Source organism: Asticcacaulis sp., assembly GCF_020217185.1.
Lineage (GTDB): Bacteria > Pseudomonadota > Alphaproteobacteria > Caulobacterales > Caulobacteraceae > Asticcacaulis.
The window spans coordinates 1-17,421 of the sequence record NZ_JAIWNX010000146.1 but is presented as its reverse complement, the minus strand read 5'-3'; the positions used below and the strand labels follow the sequence as shown (position 1 = coordinate 17,421).

Annotated in this window: 14 protein-coding genes; 2 read left to right on the top strand and 12 right to left on the bottom strand. The window is 62.8% G+C overall.

Going from position 1 to position 17,421, the window contains the following annotated elements:
* Positions 1-97: 97 nt before the first annotated feature.
* The 5 genes from LDL37_RS07165 to LDL37_RS07145 all read right to left on the bottom strand — a co-directional run bounded on the left by LDL37_RS07165 (position 98) and on the right by LDL37_RS07145 (position 5,008).
* Positions 98-1,345, bottom strand: a complete 1,248-nt coding sequence (locus LDL37_RS07165) for a dicarboxylate/amino acid:cation symporter (protein ID WP_290796047.1) — start codon at positions 1,343-1,345, stop codon at positions 98-100.
* A gap of 121 nt (positions 1,346-1,466) precedes the next feature.
* Positions 1,467-3,050, bottom strand: coding sequence for a sodium/solute symporter (locus LDL37_RS07160; RefSeq protein WP_290796045.1), 1,584 nt, complete (start codon positions 3,048-3,050; stop codon positions 1,467-1,469).
* Positions 3,051-3,338: 288 nt separating this feature from the next.
* Entirely contained in the window at positions 3,339-4,274 is a 936-nt protein-coding gene (locus LDL37_RS07155) for a TraB/GumN family protein (RefSeq protein WP_290796043.1), read from the bottom strand.
* A gap of 42 nt (positions 4,275-4,316) precedes the next feature.
* The gene (locus LDL37_RS07150; protein ID WP_126421380.1) at positions 4,317-4,532 is read right to left on the bottom strand and encodes a helix-turn-helix transcriptional regulator; all 216 of its coding nucleotides are present in this window, start codon (positions 4,530-4,532) and stop codon (positions 4,317-4,319) included.
* 2 nt (positions 4,533-4,534) lie between these two features.
* Positions 4,535-5,008, bottom strand: coding sequence for a DUF2975 domain-containing protein (locus tag LDL37_RS07145; RefSeq protein ID WP_290796039.1), 474 nt, complete (start codon positions 5,006-5,008; stop codon positions 4,535-4,537).
* A gap of 418 nt (positions 5,009-5,426) precedes the next feature.
* Between LDL37_RS07145 and LDL37_RS07140 the strand changes: the two genes are divergently transcribed.
* Positions 5,427-7,850, top strand: a complete 2,424-nt coding sequence (locus LDL37_RS07140) for a glucan 1,4-alpha-glucosidase (RefSeq protein ID WP_290796037.1) — start codon at positions 5,427-5,429, stop codon at positions 7,848-7,850.
* Positions 7,851-8,050: 200 nt separating this feature from the next.
* A complete protein-coding gene (locus tag LDL37_RS07135; protein WP_290796035.1) occupies positions 8,051-8,431 on the top strand; it encodes a group II truncated hemoglobin in 381 nt (126 codons plus the stop codon).
* A gap of 178 nt (positions 8,432-8,609) precedes the next feature.
* Here LDL37_RS07135 and LDL37_RS07130 read toward each other — a convergent pair whose 3' ends face one another.
* The 7 genes from LDL37_RS07130 to LDL37_RS07100 all read right to left on the bottom strand — a co-directional run bounded on the left by LDL37_RS07130 (position 8,610) and on the right by LDL37_RS07100 (position 17,420).
* Positions 8,610-10,109 carry a Do family serine endopeptidase gene (locus LDL37_RS07130; protein WP_126421389.1) on the bottom strand — a complete coding sequence of 500 codons (1,500 nt, stop codon included), beginning with the start codon at positions 10,107-10,109 and terminating at the stop codon, positions 8,610-8,612.
* A 224-nt stretch (positions 10,110-10,333) separates the two neighbouring features.
* Complete coding sequence (locus LDL37_RS07125; RefSeq protein ID WP_290796032.1) at positions 10,334-10,840, bottom strand: cytochrome c-type biogenesis protein; 507 nt, start codon at positions 10,838-10,840, stop codon at positions 10,334-10,336.
* A 122-nt stretch (positions 10,841-10,962) separates the two neighbouring features.
* A complete protein-coding gene (locus LDL37_RS07120) occupies positions 10,963-12,933 on the bottom strand; it encodes a heme lyase CcmF/NrfE family subunit (RefSeq protein ID WP_290796030.1) in 1,971 nt (656 codons plus the stop codon).
* Positions 12,930-13,424 (bottom strand): cytochrome c maturation protein CcmE, encoded by a 495-nt coding sequence (gene ccmE, locus LDL37_RS07115; protein ID WP_290796027.1) that lies wholly within the window; start codon positions 13,422-13,424, stop codon positions 12,930-12,932. Before ccmE ends, LDL37_RS07120 begins: the two co-directional genes overlap by 4 nt.
* 52 nt (positions 13,425-13,476) lie before the next feature.
* A complete protein-coding gene (locus tag LDL37_RS07110; protein ID WP_290796025.1) occupies positions 13,477-14,541 on the bottom strand; it encodes a tetratricopeptide repeat protein in 1,065 nt (354 codons plus the stop codon).
* Positions 14,542-14,611: 70 nt separating this feature from the next.
* Entirely contained in the window at positions 14,612-15,967 is a 1,356-nt protein-coding gene (locus LDL37_RS07105; RefSeq protein WP_290796023.1) for a hypothetical protein, read from the bottom strand.
* Between the two features lie 73 nt (positions 15,968-16,040).
* Entirely contained in the window at positions 16,041-17,420 is a 1,380-nt protein-coding gene (locus tag LDL37_RS07100; protein ID WP_290796021.1) for an ATP-binding protein, read from the bottom strand.
* Position 17,421: the final 1 nt, after the last annotated feature.

Below are 17,421 nucleotides of genomic sequence, written 5' to 3'. Positions count from 1 at the left end.
TAGGTAAAGGCCCTTCGGGCAAGGCAGCTTCAACAGCCCCTGTTCGTGCTTTTGGCTACGCCGAACTTCGTTTCGTGTTTTTCGTGGCCAATTCTGTCTATTCAGCCTTGGCCTTGACCAAGGGCGAGGTCGCTTCCAGCAGGCCGTTTTCGCGCGCCACCAGAGTCGGGATCAGGATCTGACCCGTCACATTGGTCGCCGTGCGCACCATGTCGATAATGCGGTCGATGGCGGCCAGCAACGCAATCCCCTCCAGCGGCAGGCCCGCCGTCGAAAGCGTCAGGGTCAGCATGACCGTTGCCACGCCCGGCACCCCGGCGGTGGCCAGCGACCCCAACATGGCCGTGAGAGCGATGATCACGTAGTGACTCTGAGTCAGTTCGATATGGAAATAGTTGGCCACAAAGATCGAGGCGATGGCCGGATAGATGGCTCCGCAGCCGTCCATCTTCATATTGGCTCCCAGCGGCACGGCAAAGCCCGCATAGGCCGGATTGAGCTTCAGCTTTTCGATGGCGGCATTGAGCGACACCGGCAGGGTGCCCAGCGACGAGCAGGTGAAAAAGGCTGTTTGCTGCGCTTCGAACACGCCCTTGTAAAAGGCCACGACGCGCAAGCCATGCAGCTTGAGGAGGATCGGATAGACGACAAACACATGGATCAGGCAGGCCAGATAGATGGCCCCGATAAAGCTGAGCAGCGGCGTCAGGCTCTCTAACCCATAAGACCCGACCACCGAAGCGATCAGGCCAAACACGCCAAACGGCGTCAACTGGATCACCCAGCGCGTCAGCTTGAACATCAACTGGCTGCCCTGAGAGACAAGCGTTTTCAGCTCGGCCGCGCGCTCGCCCAGGGCGCTCAGGCCCGCCCCGACAAACAGGGCGACAAAGACGACGCTCAGGACCTGACCTTCGGCAAAGGCCTTGAAAATATTGGTCGGCACAATGCCGATCAGCACGTCCTGGACCGGCGGGATGACCTTGGGCTTGACGTCGGCCAGCGGCAGGCCGCTTAAGCCGCGGCCCGGCTCTATCAGGTGGCCGATGGCAAAGCCCAGCGACACGGCCAGACCGGCGGTCATGATGAACCACACAATCGTCACCACCCCCAGTCGCACGGCCTTACCGCCGCCGCCTTCGCCCAGAGCTCCCTCGCCCAGTCGTGAAATCGAGGCCGCAATGGTGAAGAAGACCAGCGGCACGACCAGCATCTTGATCAGGTTGACGAAGAGGTCGCCGATGGGCTCAACCCACGGCACGGCCTGCTGACCGAAGGCCACCCCCACCCCGGTCCCCAGCGCAAAAGCCACCAGAACGCGCAACCAGAAGGGAATTTTGGACATGTCGAGCCTCATCAGTAAGGCCCCGAAGATAGGCCGAAATGGTAAAGGCGCAAGCGAGGAAAAGTAACGACTGAAATTAGGTGGCGTTGCCCCCTAACCCTCTCCCTCAAGGGAGAGGGGATTACAACAACGGGGCAACCAGAAGCGCGGTGAACAGCAGCAGGCCCAGCGACAGCCAGCGGTAATTTTTGTACCACGGCACGTCTTTCAGTGCGGCGCTTTCGCGGTCCCACACGGCGCGGGTGAAAACGAGCGCGCTCACCGAAGCCTCCGGGGCCGGACGCAACAGGCTGCTCGCGATCAAAGCGGCGGCGCTGACGAGGAAAATGACAAAGGCCGCCACCAGAAAATGCAGCGGCAAGATACCGATGATCTCTACACTGACGAACAGGCCAAGGCTGAGCGTCGTGCCGACAATCAGCGCGCAGGCGGCGCCAAAGGCATTGGCCCGCGTCCAGAACAGCCCCATCAGGAACAGGGTCGCCACCGGCGGCACGAAATAGGCCAGCATGGCCTGAAGATAGTTCCACAGCGTGTCCTGAATGGCCCCCAGCATGGGCAGCCACAGGATGGACAGAGCCATGACGCTGAGGATGGCCAGCCGCCCGGCCAGCAGCAGCCGCGCCTCAGAGGTCTTCGGCCAGTGGGTCTTTAGGAAATCCAGGGTGACGAGCGTCGCCGCCGCATTATAGTTGGAGGCCAGCGACGACAGGATAGTGACCAGAAACACCCCGGCGACGAGGCCGACGACGCCCGTTGGCAACAGGCTGAAAGCGAGGGCGAAAAAGGTCTGATCGGGGGCTTCCAGCGCGGGGAACAGCAGCGGCGCGCACAGGCCCGGCACGACCAGCAGGCCCAGAGTCGTCAGCTTCAGCCCACCGGCAAACAGGCTGCCCCAACGGCCATGATCGAGCGATTTGGCCGCCAGCACCTTCTGCACCATGTACTGATTGGTGCACCAGAAATAGAAGCCGATCAGCGGCAGACCCGTGACCAGACCCGTCCAAGGCAGCACATCATCCGTGGCCGGACGAACCAGATGCAGCCGCAGGGCGTCGCTGTGGGCAACCACCGCTTGCCAGCCGCCGACGGCCTTCAGCGCCAGAACGCTGATGACCGCGCAAACGCCGATCAGGAAGACCGCCTGCACCGTGTCGGTGATCAGCACGGCGCGCAAGCCTCCGGCGACGAGGAACAGCCCGGCACACAGCGACAGGAGTGCCCCCACCTCAAACAGGCTCAACGCCGGAAACAACAGGCGGAACAACAGGCTGCCCGCAAACAGCAGCCCTGCCGTATCGACAAAGGTCATCAGGGCGATCGACAGGCCCGACACATAGGTGCGCGCAAAGCGGCCATAGCGTTTTTCAAGGAACTCCGGGACGGTGAAGACGCCCGACGACAGATAGGTCGGCAGCACCACGGCACAGAACAGGGTCAGGACCAGCACCGCTACCCAGTCGTAATTATAGACGCTGATCCCATGCGCGTAAGCCGATCCGGGCACCCCTATCAGGGCTGAGGACGACAGGGTGGCGGCGTAAAGCGTGAACCCCACCACGGGCCAGCGCGCCTGACCCGCCGCCAGAAACTGCTGCTTCAGCGTGGTGATCTTCAGCCGCGACAAAAGCGCCAGTGCCACCAGCCCCAGCACATAGGCCGCCGCCACGCCAATATCTATGCTGTTGAGGTGAAACTGAGTCACGGCCCGCCCTTTTTGATGAAAGTTTAGTCCAGACTCAGACAAAGAGGTATCCACTTCCGCGCCTGACGCAAAAAAAGCGGCAGACGCCCTGAGGCCTCTGCCGAGTTGCGATCCAGGTTTGCGTCATCCAACAGGCGCAGGGGCATCGGATCGGGTCTAAAACAGGTTGTGGCAGGTGCTAAAAGGTTACGCTCTTTTGTTTAGCCCCTCGCCGGGTGCGGGCCCCGCCACCTTGGCCGCCGCCTCAACGGCGGCTTGAGTGGAATGAGCCCATCAGAAATCTCCACTCTAACCGGGGGTGCGGACCTGATAGCCCTGCGCCCTCAGATCGTTCACAAGCCGCTCATCCAGCAACATGGGCATGGGCAAAAGGAGAACGCTGCGGCGGGTGCCCTGCATGGCCGTATCGACCATGCGCAGAGTGTCCGCTGTCCATTGCGCCCGTAACTGCCCCCCCAGCGCCTCGTGACAATCGGCCTTCGGCTGAGCCCGCAGGATCGCTTTCAGGGCCTCGACGTCTCCGGAGGCCCAGGCATCGGTCTGTGCGGCGGTTGTGGCCACCATATATTCCGTCAGGTCGAGCATAACCGTCAGGCACCGGCGACCTTCGGCCTCGTCAATGGCGTTGGTCTGCTTGACCAGAGCGCGCGTCTCCATCCGCGAAATGCGCGCGACCTTCACCTTGTGACGCTTGGCGACCTGAGTGAGGTGCTGCGTGATGACCTGCGATGAAAACCCCTTCTTCGTGCCGACCGCGTCGAGAAAGCGGACGCCCGCCCACAGTGGCCGGTCCTTTTCAATATCACGCGTGTCGATCTCATACGTCCGGGCGAGTTGGGTCCAGCGGGCATATTCAGCCGGCGGCAAAACGTCACGCAGGGTCTGCTTGCCGGGCAAATCCTTGCCGCTCATCACCGCGTAAAGCGCCAGAAGACTGAACTTCGGGGCCGGCGGCAGATAGAGCCCTTCGGCATCCGAAAGTATGCGGTCTATACGGGCGCTATCCCACGTTTTTGTGGCACCGATCCGTGTATCTCCGATCAGCCAGACGACCTTATCGCCTTTGATAACCTTCCACAGGGCGGGGCCGGGCAGGTTCTTGACGACGCTGACTTCGGTCAGGGACCAGTCATCCGCAGCGGGCGTCAGGGTGACGGTCGTCTGGGCGCAGGCCGACCCGGCCGCCGCCACAAGTGCGGCAGCGAAAACGATAGATTTGAGCATGGACTCCCCCTCTTTTTTTCTTTCAGGCGCAAACAGCGCCGCTTAGGTTTTGTCGTCCCGCTGATAGGCGATCAGGTCACCCGGCTGGCAATCCAGCTCACGGCAGATGGCCTCAAGCGTCGAAAAGCGGATGGCCCGCGCCTTGCCCGTTTTCAGGATGGACAGATTGGGCAGGGCGATGTCCACGCGCTCAGCCAGTTCGGACAAGGTCATGCGACGCGCATACAGCAGATCATCCAGTTTGCTGATAATGGGCATGGCTATACCGTGCCTTCCAGATCCTCACGCAGGTCGGTCCCGATATCGAAAATATGGGCCACCACAAAGCACAGCAGGACCGGCAGGAGCCCTTTGGCCAGAGACGCTATCAGCGCTTCGGGCGCGCGTGAGGAATCGGCCAGAAAGACGAGGATCGGGTGCGCCACATAGCCCGCCGTCAGGAATATACCGATCCAGCGCAGGCGCGTGCCATTTTCCGGCGTGAAGGGGGTGCCGGCCTGACCGGAGCGCACCACCGCCAGCAGGTTCATGAACACCGGCACCGCCAGCGCGATCATAACAAGCGCGGCAACGGACACGTCGATCTGAGTCCCCTTTGGCCACGGTTCAGGCCCAAACGCGACCAGCATCCCCAGACGGATCGAACTGAGGACCGCGCCGATGGCGTAGATGACAAGCGCGGCCTTAAGCAGCCAGAGCGTGCCGGTGAACAGACGGCGGCGTTTTGCAGGCATGGGACCCTCCCGATAGATTTCATGATTATCGATAAACCCCATAGCGAGGAATGTCAAATAATTTAATGATAAACATTAAATTATTTGATTAGCATGGCTTTTTTCCCGATATTCAAAGGGGCCGCACAACGCGAAACAGATTACAGCAATTCAAAAGAAGGGGCTGACTGGCACGGCCCGCCGGCACTCTGTAAGTCCTCCCACCACCACATCTCGCCAGCAAGCTGGCTCGTGCGGTCCCCCTCCCCGCACTGAAGTGCAGGGAGGCACAAGATGCCTGCGATCTGAATACGTATTCACGTCGGGGGCGGGTTTCGTCAGGGGCGGCGGCGCTGTACCAATAGGGAAAGAGTGTAAAAACGCACCGCCGCAGAGGTCCGCTTCTGCCGCCAACGGTGCGTGTTCAGGGAGTGACCTTATGTCCAAGCGCCTCATCGCATCGGTAAGCCTGTGCGCCCTTCTGGCCGCCGCTGCCGCCGCTGCTGCCCCAGTCAGCGAAACGCCGAGCAATACCGCCCACACGCCCAATCAAGTCGTCTCAACCGACGCCACCGACGGCCCCGCTGAGGCCTCGCCCTGGGCGGCGGCGACCAAGCAGGGCATCGGGTCGTCCTATGAGGCCTATAAGAACCTGCAATATAGCGACAAAGCCACCACCGGCACGGTGTCAAAGGTGTGGTTTTCGCTGGCCAACGGCGTGGTGTCGGAAACCATGTACGGCCTGATCCACGAAGCGCAGATCCGCGACCTGTCGCTGGTTCTTGTCGGCGACGGCTGGGTGGCCACGGAAGCCGCCGACACAGTGTCGCACATCGACTATCTGCATAAGGACAAAGCCGGGCGCCCACTGTCGCCTGCCTATCGCCTGACCAATACGGACAAGCAGGGCCGCTTCGTGGTCATCAAGGACGTCTTCACCGACCCGGACCATCAGACCCTGATGCTGCGCGTCACGGTCAAGGCGCTGAAAGGCACAGTGACACCCTATGTCGTGCTCGATCCGTCGGTCAACAACACCTCCGGCGACGATCAGGGCGATGCCTCGAAGACCGCCCTGCGCGCCTTTGACGGCCCGCACGCCCTGTCGCTGCGCGCTTCGGTGCCCTATGAGGCCGCCAGCATCGGCTTTACGGGCAGGGACGCGCTGGTTGGCCTCCTGAAAGACGGCAAGCTGGGCGCGCTGAACGCCAAGATCAGCGAAAAAGGCAATATCCGCGCCGTCGCCGCCTTCAAGCCGGTGAGCACCTCGGCCACCTTCGATCTGGCGCTCGGCTTCGGCAAGGACGTCGCCGCCGCCGATACCGAAGCCGCCGCGACGCTGAAGACCGGCTATGCTACCGTGCTGGCGCGTTATAACGGTCAGGGTAAGGCGGTCGGCTGGGAAGACTATCTGGCTTCCTTAAGCGAGTTGCCGCGCCTGACGGCCCAATCGACCGATAATGGCAAGCTGCTCTACGCCTCGGCCCTGATGCTCAAGGTGCAGGAAGACCGCACCTATGCCGGGGCGCTGATCGCCTCCCTGTCGAATCCGTGGGGCGAGACCGTCTTCGCCAAGCAGTCGGCGACCGGTTATAAGGCCGTGTGGCCGCGCGACTTCTATCAGGTGGCGATGGCGCTGGCGGCGTTGGGCGACAAACAAACGCCGCTGGCCGCCTATCACTATCTGCCGAAGGTGCAGGTCGGGCCGAACACGCCGGGCAACAAAGGCGACGGCGGCTGGTTCCTGCAAAAGGCACACGTCGATGGCACGCCGGAATGGGTAGGTGTGCAACTCGATCAGACGGCCATGCCGATCATGCTCGGCTGGAACCTCAACCACCGCGGCCTGATGAGCGACGCCGATCTGAAGGCCTCGTGGGCCTCGATGCTCAAACCCGCGGCGAAATTCCTCAAGGACGGCGGCACGACGCATATCGGCTGGAACACCGCCAAAATCACCCCGCCCTATACGCAGCAGGAGCGCTGGGAAGAACAGGAAGGCTATTCGCCCTCCACCACCGCCGCCATTGTCGCCGGCCTGATCGCCGCCTCTGACATCGCCGCGCGGTCGGGCGACGCCGATATGGCCGCGCAACTGAAGGCCCACGCCGCCGACATTTCGGCGAAGATCGAAGCCCGCATGGTCACCACGACCGGTGCGATCAAGGGCGGTAAGGACACCTACTATATGCGCCTGTCGCGCTCTGACGATGCCAACACTCCGGGCGTGCAGGACGAACGCAATGGCCGCAAAGGCATGCGCGGCGACCTGATCCTCGACGGCGGCTTCCTGGAGCTGGTGCGCTATGGCGTGCGCCGCGCCGATGACGCCAACATCGTCCGTTCACTGACTTTCCTTGATGACGAGACCCTGCCGGAGAACCTGCGCGTTAAATACACCTTCCGTTTCAAGGGCGTCGAAGGCGCCTTCCCCGGCTTCCGCCGTTATGGCAATGACGGCTATGGCGAAGACGAGACGACGGGTGCCAATTACGGCGTGCTGGGCGGCTCGACCCCAGGTCAGCGCGGCCGCGTGTGGCCCTTCTTCACCGGCGAACGCGGCCATTATGAACTGGCCCGCGCAGCGCTGAAAAGCGGAGGTGTGACGGACACGGACAAAACGCGCATCCGCGCCACCTATGTGCGCGGTATGGAGCTGTTTGCCAATGAAGGCCTGATGCTGCCGGAACAGGTGTGGGACGGTGTCGGCGTCAAGCCCGCAGGCTACGAAACGGGCGAAGGCACCAACTCGGCCACGCCTCTGGCCTGGACCCACGCGGAATATGTGAAGCTGCTGCGCTCTCTGGCCGATGGTCAGGTGTGGGACCGCAACCCGCTGACCGCAGAGACGTTCGCGAAGTAGAGGCGAACGAAAATTGAATCGCCATTCCTCCTCCCTACGCCCTCGGCGTGGGGAGGTGGCATTTTGAGCATTACAATGCTCTTAGATTCGCCTGAGTCATCCCCCTCCGTCACGCCTTCGGCGCGCCACCTCCCCATGCCTTTGGCATAGGGAGGAGAAAGGGGATTGTCGCGCATGGTGCAGCACCCTAATACCTCCGCATGGAAATCACCCTATATCATGCCATCGGAGGTGCGGACGGCGTCTCAGCTCTGTGCCGCCGCTTCTATCATCTGATGGACACCCTGCCCGAAGCCGCGCGCTGCCGGGCCATCCATCCTGCCGACCTGTCGGGCAGCGAGGCAAAATTCTACGACTACCTGACAGGCTATCTGGGCGGGCCGCCGGTCTATGTCGAAAAGCACGGCCATCCGCGTCTGCGCTCGCGCCACTTCGGTGCAGAAATCGGCCCGCTGGAGCGCGACGAATGGCTACTGTGTTTCAATCGCGCCCTGGACGAGATCATCGCAAATCCGCGCTTACGCGACCTGATCCGCGAACCCGTCGAGCGGCTGGCCTTCCACATGCAGAACAAGGCATAAAAAACCCCGGTCTCTCACCCCAACGGCCAAAGATGCTGAGCGCATCCGGCCGTTGAAAACTCGAGACTGTCTAATATGTGTCCGCGACATGAGACAGTCTCGAAAAGCATACCCAGAGTCATTTGCCATGACTCTGGGTATCCACCGGGGTTTTCGTATTCAGTCCGTTGCCAGCCCCTTATTTCAGGCTCAGCGGCAGCGGGACATTGCGGCCACCGCGATTGACCAGCAGCAGGATCGAGGGCCGGTTGGCGGCCTTCATTTCCGTGACGATCTTGTCGAACTCGGCGCGGTTGGCCACAGGCAGGTTGTTAGCGCGCACGATGACGTCACCAGCCTTCAAGCCCTTCTTGGCCGCATCCGAGGTCGGCTCAATCGCCGTGACCACCAGACCGCTGACATCGGCTTCGATGCCATAGGTCTTGCGCGAGGTCGGGTCGAGCGGCTTGACGCTGAGGCCCAGCACCGGCGCGCCGGTTTCGGGCGTCGTAGCCCCGCCGCCATTCAGGACCTTGTTCAGTTCGTCTTCGCCGGGACGCAGGGCCGCGACAATGGTCAGCTTGACCATCTTGCCATTACGGAACACCTCGATCTCGACCTTTTCGCCGGGGCGCACATCGGCCACGTTGCGGGTCAGGTCGGTATTGAGCTTGACCGTCTTGCCATTGACCTTCTTGACGATGTCGCCGACCTGCACGCCACCCTTGGCCGCCGGGCCATCCTTTGTGACGTCGGCGATGTAGGCACCGTCCTTGTCCGGCAGGCTCAGGCTTTCGACATATTCGTCGGTGACGGGCAGGATCTGCACGCCGATATAGCCGCGCTCGACCTTGCCGCCCGCCATCAGCTTGCGCGCAATGGCCGAGGCCGTGTCGGCGGGAATGGCAAAGCCAACGCCGGCATTGCCACCCGACGGCGTGATGATGGCCGAGTTGACGCCGATGACGCGCCCGTTGAGGTCAAAGGTCGGGCCGCCGGAATTGCCGCGGTTGATGGCGGCGTCGATCTGCATGTAATCGACATAGCCCTGCGCGCCGTCCGGACGCCCAAAGGCCGAAACGATCCCCGCCGTCGCCGTACCCGACAGGCCGAACGGGTTGCCGACCGCGATCACCCAGTCGCCGACGCGCGGACGCTGATCGGTTTCAAACTGCACAAAGGGGAAGTTCTTGCCTTCGACCTTGAGCACGGCCAGATCGGTGGCCGGGTCGCGGCCGATGACCTTGGCCGTCAGCTTCTGTTCGTTGGTCAGGACGACGGTGATTTCGTCGGCCCCTTCGATGACGTGGTTGTTGGTGACCACATAGCCGTCGGCGGTGATGAAGAAGCCCGAACCGGCGCCGCGCACTTCGCGTTCATTGCCCTCCCCTTCGCCGTCGTCCTGCGAAGGCGGCTCGAAGCCGGGGATGATCAGGCCGTTCGGCACCTTCACCTTGCCCTTGGTCTCGATCGAGACAACGGCGGGGGATACCCGCTCGATGATGTCGGCAAACGACATGGGCGCGCCCGCCGGCGGCTTCACCGGGGTCACGGCCGCCGTCTTGATCAGGGTCGAGCCGTCATAGCCGCCCAGACCGGACACCGCCGCACCGGCGACTGCTGCGCCGAGCATCAGGCCACCGGCCACGCCCGCCACCAGGCCCTTATTCTTCTTTACCGAGTTAAGCACGTTCCCCATGGGTCTTCGTCCTGATTATACGCTGTTACGGTCAACATAGGCATTTTAAGGCCGCAAGCCAGTGTTTTCATGCGGGCTTACCATCTTTTAATCCGTCTCAGAGCCGTACCGGTTCTGAGATTTTTGTTTGTCGCGCATTTGAATCCAAAAACCGTTTCACACTTTTTGGTATGCGCTTGAATGCAACCAAAGCGGTGCGGCAAAATCGTGGCTTAGATACAGTCTTATTTGTGACTGTCAGGGTCACGGTTCAAAAGCGCCTCAAGACGCGCCTGTTCTTCGGCACTGAGGCCAGGGGTATCTGGCTCAGCATCGTTAGCGCTTTTGCGGCGGCCCATCAGTACAAAGATGGCACCACCGACCAGCAACACCCCTACGGGCAGGCCCCACAGCAGGCCGGTGGCCAGAGAAAAGCGCGGTCGGAACAGTACATAGTCGCCATAGCGGGCGCGCAATATGTCACGGATATCGCTGTCGCTTTTGCCCTCGGAGATATGGGCGCGGATGTCGCGGCGCATATCGGCGGCGATATCGGCCCCGGAATCGGCAATCGACTCGTTCTGACAGACGACACAGCGCACTTCGCGGTAGAGCGCGCGGGCGCGGTCATCCTGCTGTTTGTCCGACAGGGTTTCACCGGGCAGGACGGCCCCGGCGACCTGAGAAAAGGCAAACAGGGTGACGAGGAGGGCCTTCAGCCTCCCCCCTGATATCAGGGGGGATACCGGCAAAGCCGGAGGGGGGTTAAACGGCGGAATTAACCCCACCGTCTTTCTCGCTAGCGCTCGAAAGCCACCTCCCCTGAAACGCCAGTTCGGCGCAGCCAAATCAGGGGAGGAACAATAGTTCCGCCTCATCCCTTTTTCCCCCGATGGACCAGCCCCAGCCGCAGGCGGCGGTCACACAGCGACAACACCCCGCCTATGGCCATCAGCAGCGGCCCGAAGAAGATCAGCCGCGCCCACGGATTGTACAGGGCTCTTACCTGCCACCCCTCCGCCGACGGTTCGCCCAGCACAAAATAGAGATCGTTCAGCGGCTGAAAACACAGGGCCACCTCGGTCGTCACGGTCGCGGACGCCGGATAGAATCGCCGCTCCGGCAGGGCCTGACAGATGGGCTTGCCGCCACGGCGCACTTCGAGGACACCGCGTTCGGCCTCATAGTTCGGCCCGACCACGCTTTTGATGTCGCTCAGGCGCACCTCATAGGCCCCGACGCGCAACGCCCCACCGACGCGCAGATGATCGACGGCGCTGAGCTTGGTCTGGGTTTCAACCACGGCCCCCAGCACGAACAGGCCCAGCCCCACATGCGCCAGCACCATGCCGTGCGTCGCCAGCGGCAGGGCGCGAAAGCGGCGCAGGCTCTCGGAAAACGGCACCTTGAGCAGGTGCGTGCGTTCCTGCAAGACCTGCCACGAGCCGAGGATGACCCAGCCGCCCAGCAGAAAGCCGACGCCCAGCGACAGGACCTTTTTCGCCTCACCGCTACCCATCAGCACCGCCCCCAGCACGGCCAGCAAGAGCGATATACCCGCCGCCAGAGCCAGCCTCTGCCCCACAGCCTTGAGGTCACCGCGCTTCCACGCCATCAGACTGGCCAGGGGCAGGATGAGCATGGCCACCGACATGGCCGGCACGAAGCTCAGGTTATAATAGGGGGTGCCGACCGAAATCGTCTTGCCGGTCAGGGCCTCCATCAGCAGCGGATAGAGCGTCCCCAGACAGACGGTGGAAAGCGCCACGAAGACCAGCAGGTTATTGAGCACAAGCGTCGATTCGCGGCTGACCGGCGCAAACACGCCACCGGAACTGAGCGCCGAGGCGCGGAATACATAAAGCGCGAACCCCGCGCCTGCCGTCACAAACAGGATGGCCAGCAGCAAAATACCGCGCTGCGGATCGACGGCGAAGGCGTGCACGCTGGTCAGCACGCCGGAGCGCACCAGAAACGCCCCCAGCATCGAGAAGGTGAAGGCTAGAAGCGCCAGAAACACCGTCCACGATTTCAGCGCATCGCGTTTTTCCAGCACAATGGCCGAATGCAGCAAGGCGGTCGCCGCCAGCCAAGGCATGAAGGAGGCGTTTTCCACCGGGTCCCAGAACCACCAGCCGCCCCAGCCCAGCTCATAATAGGCCCAGAACGACCCCAAAGCGATGCCGAGCGTCAGAAACACCCAGGCCACCAGCGTCCACGGCCGCACCCAGCGCGCCCATTCGCGCCCGATGCGCCCTTCGATCAGCGCCGCCACGGCAAAGGCGAACACCACCGAAAACCCGACATAGCCGAGGTAGAGCAGCGGCGGATGAAGGGCCAGAGCCGGGTCCTGAAGCATGGGGTTGAGCGACTGCCCCTCATAGGGGGCCGGGTCGGGGCGGGCCAGCGGATTGGAGGAAAACAGCGTGAAACCGCTGAACAGCGCCCCCAGAAGCCCCTGCACCCCCAGTACCTTGTGGCGCAGGCCGGACGGCAAGCCGCGCCCGAACAGCGTCACCAGCGCGCCATAGCTGAGCAGCACCATGCACCACAACAGCATCGAGCCTTCGTGGCTGCCCCAGGTCCCGGAAATCTTGTACAGCAGCGGTTTCAGCGTGTGCGAATGTCTGGCGACGTTGGAGACTGAAAAATCCGACGTCACAAAGGCGTGGAGCAGGGCCGCAAAGGCCAGAACCGATGCCATCGCCGCGGCCAGAGACAGGCCTTCGCTCCAGCGCGCCATGCCGCGCAAGGGTCGCCACGCCGCCCCCGCCACGCTGAGCGCCTGCGCCAGCGACAGAAGGAAGGCCAGCCCCAGACAGAAGGTGCCCAGTTCCGCGATCATTTCGCCTCGCCAAAGGGTTTGGAATCGGGTTTGGCCGCGCTTTCCGGCCGCCACTCGCCCTGCTCTTTGATCGCCTTGACGACCTCCTTGGGCATGTAGGTTTCGTCGTGCTTGGCCAGCACGGTTTTGGCCTCGAACACGTCGGCGCTGACACGCTGGCCTTCGCAGACCACGCCCTGCCCTTCACGGAACAGGTCGGGCAGATCGCCCTTGAAGCGCACGGTCATTTCGGCCTTCTGGTCGCGCACGACGAAGGTGACTTCGCCGCCAGCGCCCTTGACGACGCTGCCCGCCTTGACGAGGCCGCCGAGGCGCATGGTGCGATGCAGTTCGGCCTTAGCCTCATAGGCCTGCGCCGGGGTGTAGAAATAGACGACCTGATCCTTCATGGCGAACAGGGCCAGCGCCACACCGGCCATCAGGATCGGGGCGGCGATCAGAAAGATCATCAGACGCCGACGCGCCTTCATGGATTTGGGAAGCAGGGTCATGACGATCTCCCCCTCGCCCCGCCAGCGGGGAGGTGTAAGCGTAATAGGTTCCTCATTGCGCCCCCACCGGCCGGTCGGCCCTTTGCACGATGTCGCGCGCAATCGCAGGACGATCCGCATACAGACGATCCAGCGTCGCCAGCACCCGCTTTTCACCTTCGACGTTTTTCAGCACGCGATACGAACGCAGCAAACGCGCCCAGCCGTCGGGGTCTTCGGGATTTTTGGCCAGACGCGCCTCAAGGCCCGCCACCATGCCGCCGATCTGCGCCTGAACCGTCGCCGCCGTCTGCGCCGACTGATCGAGCGCGGCGATTTCCGCCGCCACCGTCTGCTGACGCCCGTCATCGGCCGCCAGCCGCGACTGCACGACACCATAGAGCCGCCGCGCCTCTTCGTAGCGGCCATCCGTGGTGAGGATACGGGCTGAGTAGTACAGCGCCGTCAGGTCGTCGCCATCGCGCGTCAGGGCCTCGGCAAAGGCAGCGCGCGCCTCCCCATTGCTCTGCCCCTTGTTGAGCAGCGTCAGCGCCTCACCCAGATTGGACCAGCCGACCGCCGCCTCGGGGGCCAGTTGCGTCACGCGCTTGAAGGCCTGCGCCGCCTCATAATAGTCGCCCGCCACCACCAGGGTCTGCCCCAGTTGCAGCCAGTAGGCCGGCTTGTCGCCATACTTGCCCGATAGCTGTTGCAGCGCCACCGCCGCGGGCTTGGCCTCCAGCGTTTCGGGGGCCGTATTCAGCGTCTCCACCCACGCCTTGACGCGCGCCGCATAGGGCTGATCCGGCAGATCGGGCTTGCCCACAAAGACCGACAGGCCCAGCGCCGCCACGGCGATCACGACGGCCCCGGCAAAGCCGATGCGCGGATCAACCGGTGCCACCGCCTCGGCCTCTTCGACGCGCAAAAGGGCGCGCGCCGCTTCGGTCTTTTCTTCACGGGCCAGAGCCGCGTCCGTATGTCCGGCGGCGACGCGGCGGTCGAGATCGGCCACAAAGGCTTCGTACCGCTGCCGCGCCTGATCCAGCGCGCTGTCCGGTGTACGGCGCAGCCACGCGACCGCCAGCCCCAGAAGGGCGGCGCACACAAGTGCAGCGGTAAGCGAGAACAGCAGCATACGTGTCTTAAGCGGCGGGTTGACCGGAACGAACGCACCGGGACTGTGTCATAAGCCCGTTTTCGTCGCCTTAGGCAACCGTTTTTGGTGCCCGGAAGACATCGGCAGCCGTGACACGACGTCGCGCCAGATTGGCCTTGTTTTCCCCCAGAAGCCCCTCCATCAGGGCGATCACGCGCTCAAAACAGTCCATCACCGCCTGCGCATCGAACGGATCTTCGCCCACGGCGACTCCCAGCACGACGGTGAAATAGGCGTCCATCTGCACTTCGGCAGCTTCGACCGTTTTGTTGAGCAGGCTGAGATAGCCGCCCTGTGAGGCGGTGGGGCGCACCTGATTGATAAAGGCGACGGTTTGCAGCGCCGCCTCGGCCTGAGCCGGTTTCGGCCCGGCATAGTCAGGCACCTCGCGCGTCGCCCGGCCAAAAATCCGCTCGGTCTTCAGCGGCAGGGCCTGAGCGATGATTTTTTCCACGCCTTTTAGACGGTCTTCGACCAGACCGTTGATCGTCTGATTAATCACCAGGACGCGCTTGCCCCACGGCCCGTCGCGCGTCAGTTCGACCGATTTTTGCAGGCTGCTGACCAGACTCAGGCACTGGGCCACCCAGCCTCCGGCCTCGCCCAGCAGCGACGGGTCACGCCGCCGCATCAGCCCCGAAAACACCTTCATCCGTTCTTCGGCGGCGACAAGCACGCGTTCGCCAAACCCGGCCAGTTCCGACTCGCTTAAGAAACGGTCATTGGCCCCATCCGAGATGACGGCGACAAATTTGAGCACCAGCGTGGCGTCATCCATATTGGCCAACAGGGCTTCGAGGAAGCGCACCCCGCCCTCACCGTCCGGCGTCTTGCTGCACGCATCCTTGAACATCAGCCGGATGGCCGCCGCCTTTTCGGCATCAATACGCCCCATCCAGTCGGGCAGCCGCGCCAGGGCTTCCCGCAACAGGCGGTGCAGGTCAAGATAGGCGGCAAATTCTTCGAGTTCGTCTTCGTCCTCACCCTGCGGCAAGACCGTCTCAGGCCGTTCCCGCAGAATGACCGCCGCCGCATTGACCAGACGAAAATAGGGCACGGGTACCGGGTCGCCGCTGCGGGGACTGTGCACGCTGCGGCGCGCCTCCGTCATCAGTTCGGCCTCTTCACGCTCAAGCGCGCTCCACAGACGATCGAGCAGCCACTGCGGAAAAATAACGCCTTCCATACCGTCTTCGCGCGCCATGAACAAAGGCACGAAGGGGCGGAAGACCTGTTCCTTGAGATGATGCGACTCAAGCTGACGCGCCACAAGAGCGCGCACCTCGCCCAGAGCGGCGTCGTGCGTTAAACCCAGACTGGTGTTCAGTTGACGGAGAATGTTTACGGGCAAGGTTTTCACCAGCCCGCCGACCGCGCTCAGCCGTTTCTCCGATAACACGCCCATGTGGCTCTGCCGTTGTTATAACGAGGCAAGTATGGGAGGCGCGTGGTTAATATTTTCTGACCCTAAAGCGTCGTTACTCAGCTATAAAATTGGCCGGTAATATCACAACGCATTTGAGGCCGCCCATCCCTGAGCGGTCAAAGCTCAGGCGGCCGCCATAGGCGCGCACCAGTTCATCGACAATCGACAGGCCCAGCCCCGAACCGGGGGCGGACTCATCCAGCCGCGCGCCGCGTTTAAGCACCTCATCATAGCGTTCGGGCGGCATCCCCGGCCCGTCATCCTCGATCAGCAGCGTCATGCCGCTCGCCTCGTCCTCCAGCGTCGCCGTGACGCGCACGCGGCGCTGAGACCAGATGCAGGCATTTTCCATCAGGTTTCCGGCGATCTCCTGAAAATCCTGCTTTTCGCCGCGGAAGGCCAGGTCTTCGGGCGCGCGCCAGTCGATGGTTACGCCCTTGTCGCGGAACACCTGCTCCAGCATGACGGCCAGTTCGTCCAGCACCGGCTCGACCGGCGTGCGCTCGCCCATATTCTGGGCGCGGGCGGCGGCGCGAGCGCGGCGCAGGTGGTGATCGACCTGGGCCCGCATCAAGGCCGTCTGTTTACGGATGGTATCGGCCAGAGGGGCCGGATCATCGCCGGCCGAGGTCAAAAGCACCGACAGCGGCGTTTTCAGCGCGTGGGCCAGATTGCCGACGTGGGTACGCTGCCGCTCCACCACGTCCTGCCCGTATTCCAGCAGGCCATTGACCTCTTCGGTGACCGGCTTGATTTCCGCCGGATAGATGTTGAGGAGCCGCGTCTGCTTGCCCTTGCGGATGTCGTGCAGTTCGTCGGTCAGGGCAAACAAGGGCCTCAGACCGATCCGCACCTGAAGGTAGATGGCGATCAGCGAGCCGAGCGCCAGCACGATCAGCGCCCCACCGGTGATCAGGGCGAACTGCCCCACATTGCGATCGACCTCGGAACGGTCCTCGGCGGCCATAAACAGCAGATTGTGCCCCTGAATGCGCAGATAGACGGTGGCCTGCCGCAGCGGCTGATCGCGCGGCCCGATGGCGTTATAATACTGAAGCTGACCCGTCGTCTTATCGAGGGCCTTGGGCATTTGCAGCACGCGCTCGGCCAGCGAGCCCGACTTATAGACGGCCATCACGCGGTCCTGTTTATCCAGCTCAACGATCTGCCAGTAGAGGCCGGAATAGATGTCGTCGGTGCGGATGATGTACAGTTCGGGTATGCGGATGCGCCCGTCTTCGTCGAATTCGGTGTGCGTGTAGAGGTTGCGCACAATGTCTGAAATGCCCGCCTGAAAGCGCGTCACCGAGGTGTAGTTAAAGAAGGCGGTGAGGCCTGCTGAAATCAGGATCAGCGAAAAGATGAACCAGATGGCGGCCAGCCGGATCAGCCGCCCGGCCAGCGACCCGCGCCCGGAAATCAGTACGCTGATG

Excerpts from the sequence above, each read along its gene's own strand:
- LDL37_RS07135 (WP_290796035.1), top strand. The coding sequence starts at position 8,051 with ATGGAAATCACCCTATATCATGCCATCGGAGGTGCGGACGGCGTCTCA.
- LDL37_RS07130 (WP_126421389.1), bottom strand. The coding sequence starts at position 10,109 with ATGGGGAACGTGCTTAACTCGGTAAAGAAGAATAAGGGCCTGGTGGCG.
- LDL37_RS07145 (WP_290796039.1), bottom strand. The coding sequence starts at position 5,008 with ATGCCTGCAAAACGCCGCCGTCTGTTCACCGGCACGCTCTGGCTGCTT.
- LDL37_RS07110 (WP_290796025.1), bottom strand. The coding sequence starts at position 14,541 with ATGCTGCTGTTCTCGCTTACCGCTGCACTTGTGTGCGCCGCCCTTCTG.
- LDL37_RS07120 (WP_290796030.1), bottom strand. The coding sequence starts at position 12,933 with ATGATCGCGGAACTGGGCACCTTCTGTCTGGGGCTGGCCTTCCTTCTG.
- LDL37_RS07150 (WP_126421380.1), bottom strand. The coding sequence starts at position 4,532 with ATGCCCATTATCAGCAAACTGGATGATCTGCTGTATGCGCGTCGCATG.
- LDL37_RS07105 (WP_290796023.1), bottom strand. The coding sequence starts at position 15,967 with ATGGGCGTGTTATCGGAGAAACGGCTGAGCGCGGTCGGCGGGCTGGTG.
- LDL37_RS07140 (WP_290796037.1), top strand. The coding sequence starts at position 5,427 with ATGTCCAAGCGCCTCATCGCATCGGTAAGCCTGTGCGCCCTTCTGGCC.
- LDL37_RS07165 (WP_290796047.1), bottom strand. The coding sequence starts at position 1,345 with ATGTCCAAAATTCCCTTCTGGTTGCGCGTTCTGGTGGCTTTTGCGCTG.
- ccmE (WP_290796027.1), bottom strand. The coding sequence starts at position 13,424 with ATGACCCTGCTTCCCAAATCCATGAAGGCGCGTCGGCGTCTGATGATC.
- LDL37_RS07155 (WP_290796043.1), bottom strand. The coding sequence starts at position 4,274 with ATGCTCAAATCTATCGTTTTCGCTGCCGCACTTGTGGCGGCGGCCGGG.